Origin of the sequence: Mycobacterium sp. (genome assembly GCF_052145595.1) — a bacterium.
Lineage (GTDB): Bacteria > Actinomycetota > Actinomycetes > Mycobacteriales > Mycobacteriaceae > Mycobacterium.
Genome location: NZ_JBKQOI010000153.1, coordinates 1 through 2624 on the forward strand (window position 1 = coordinate 1; position 2624 = coordinate 2624).

2 protein-coding genes are annotated in these 2624 nt (G+C 62.8%); one reads left to right on the forward strand and one right to left on the reverse strand.

Features of this window, described 5'->3' with window-relative positions; translation table 11 throughout:
* Positions 1–353 (forward strand): zinc-binding dehydrogenase (locus tag ACLP4W_RS13545; protein WP_442386662.1); only part of this gene is annotated, 353 nt, incomplete at its 5' end.
* A 570-nt stretch (positions 354–923) separates the two neighbouring features.
* Here ACLP4W_RS13545 and ACLP4W_RS13550 read toward each other — a convergent pair.
* Positions 924–2624: DEAD/DEAH box helicase family protein (locus tag ACLP4W_RS13550; protein WP_442386664.1), on the reverse strand; the 1701-nt coding region annotated here is incomplete at its 5' end.

A 2624-nucleotide genomic window follows, 5' to 3' on the forward strand; every position in this document is an offset into this window, starting at 1 on the left:
ACGCGCGAGTGGCGCTGGCAGTGGAAGCCGTCGGTGGTCCGGGGGTGGCGCGGCTGCTCGAATTGCTGTCCGACGGTGGATGGTTGGTCAGCTATTCCTGGGCCAGGGACGAACCCATGTGGGTCGATACCTCGACACTGGTCGGCAAGCACCTCACCGTTCGCGGATTCTTTGTCGGCGACTTCGACTACCGCGACAAGGTGGTGCCTGTCATTCGTGAGGCGGCACCGCTGGTGGCCGACGGCGCCCTCGTTGTCCCCGTGGCGGGCGTGTACCCCCTGGAGCATATCCAGGACGCGGTGCAGCATCTCCTCCGTGGCGGCAAGATCCTGCTGAAAGTGGCGGGGCGATGAACGCCACGCGAGGCTCATGCGTAGACTCTCTGGGCTGCCGGGGCGGGGCTCCGTGTGTCCTGCTGGTCCCAGGCTGCGAAGCCGCCTAGCCCAAACGCTCGATGATCGTGGCGTTGGCCATCCGGCCGCCCTCACACATCTGCCAGTTGTGCCACGCGCCCGACGGCCTGGCCTTACCCCAATTCGCACCCCCAATTAGCTCGCCATGCCCATCAGTGTCAACGAATAAACGTGCAGCTCAGCGAGTGCCAGCGAGTACACAAACATGCAGCGCCGCTATCTGGGGGTCAAGTGGTCGCAGGTTCAAATCCTGTCAGCCCGACCAAGAGAAGTAGGTCTTGACCTGCGATGATGTCGATATTCAGCCGTGACGGTTGCGTGAGGTGCAAACCGCCCTGGGGACCACAGGCGGTGCTGGCGGCGCGCTCGCTGGACTCGTGCAGGGGAGTTTCTGCCAGTTCGACCACACGCCATGCACGCCATGCGCGCCTGTGCACGTTATGCGGCTCGGCTGAGGGCGCTGTCCTTGTGCCGAAATTGACCGCTGGTCAAGTGGGGTGGCGCGCAGTTCTATCGGATCATTTTGCGCGGGTCGGGGAAGCCCATCTTGATGTAGCCGGGAGCTCGTTTCTTCAGCGATGAGGCGATAACGGGGGTGCGCTCGTCGTGGTAATCGTGCACGGTTGCGGTTGTCTTTGAGTGGTAGGGCCGGGTGACGCGGCCGATGTATTGGACGAGCCGGTTCTTGAAGGTGATAGGCGCGGCCAGGAACAGTGTGTCGAGGGCTGGGCAGTCGAAGCCTTCCCCGATGAATGAGCTGGTGCCGACGATCAGGAGTGGATCTGAGTCGGGCGTGTGGTTTGCAAGTTGTTCGGCGATTTGGCGGCGTTCACGAGCCTTCATGCCGCCGCTGAGGACGGTGACGGTTTTTCCCGCGGTCCGTAGCCGGTCGGTGATCGCGTTGAGGTGATCGACCCATGTGGTGAGCACCAGGATGTTGGCGCCGGTTTCGGCGGCGGTCAGGACATCGGCCACGATTTGGTCGAGTCGTGCGTGATCGGCGACAAGGGCTCGATAGATTTCGGCCATTCCACCGGGTGCGGTGGGATCGGCCTCGCCGCGGTATTCGAATTCGGTCGGGTGCAGGTGCAGAACCGGGTGGGGCGTCAGTAGGTCGGAGCTGTCGACCGGGAGTTGTCCAGTACTCGGCTGGTCGATCGCTACGTGGTGTGATCCGAGTTGGTGATAGATCAGGTCTTCGAGCCCGTCGCGGCGTTCCGGAGTCGCGGTCAGGCCGAGCCAGTAGCGCGCGGCTATGCGGCTCAGGACGCCGAAGAATGCGCTCGCGGCGACGTGGTGGCATTCGTCCACGATGACGAATCCGTAGTTGGCGGTGATGTCATCGACGTTGTCGCGACGGGCAAGTGTTGGCAGTAACGCGATGTCGAGGATGCCTGTGGTTTTAGATCGTCCGCCGCCGATTTGACCACACGCGAAACTCAGGTGGCTGCTGATCCGGTCGCGCCATTGGTCGGCCAGGGCTTTGCGATCGACAATGACCAGAGTGGATGTGGACCGCGATTCGATTGCCGCGCAGGCGATCACCGTCTTTCCGGTACCCGGTGGCGCGACAAGGACACTGGTGTCTTGTTCAAGGAGTTGGCGCAGTGCGCTGGTCTGCACGGTGCGCAACGGCGTCCTGCAGCTGAACTCGTGGTGTTCGCCGGTGATGCGCTTGTCATCTACGCGTAGTGTGCTGTCGGCCGATTCGACGAGTTCGGTCAGCAGCGGATGGAGTCCGCGGGGCAGGACGAGATCACCTTCAGCTGTTTCGTCGTAGCTGTAGAGGAACCGCGGTGTGTCCCAAGTGCTGCGGCGAGCGCGTTGGCGCGCATCGAACTCGGGGTTGCGTATCGATGCGGCGTGTTTGACCGCCGAGATCATGGCTGGGCCAAGATCGTTGGCGGTCAGGGTGAGTCGGGATGTGAACTCTGCGCGGATGATTGCCGCAGGCCGCGGAATGATGCGTGACGACGTCGGCAGCTGCAGACGCCGGACGTTGTGGCCGATCTGCGGGTCGGGAAGTTGACGCGCCAACGCGATCACGTCTTTGGTGGACAATCTGGCAATGCTTGACAGGTATGCCCACTGATCCTCGTATGGCTCAAGGGTAGCGGGATCGAGGAAGACGGTGGTGCCGTGTTGACGACGCTTGCCGTTCATCGGCGCCGCGATGAGATTGCCCACCCCACGCCCGGTGTGCACATCCTG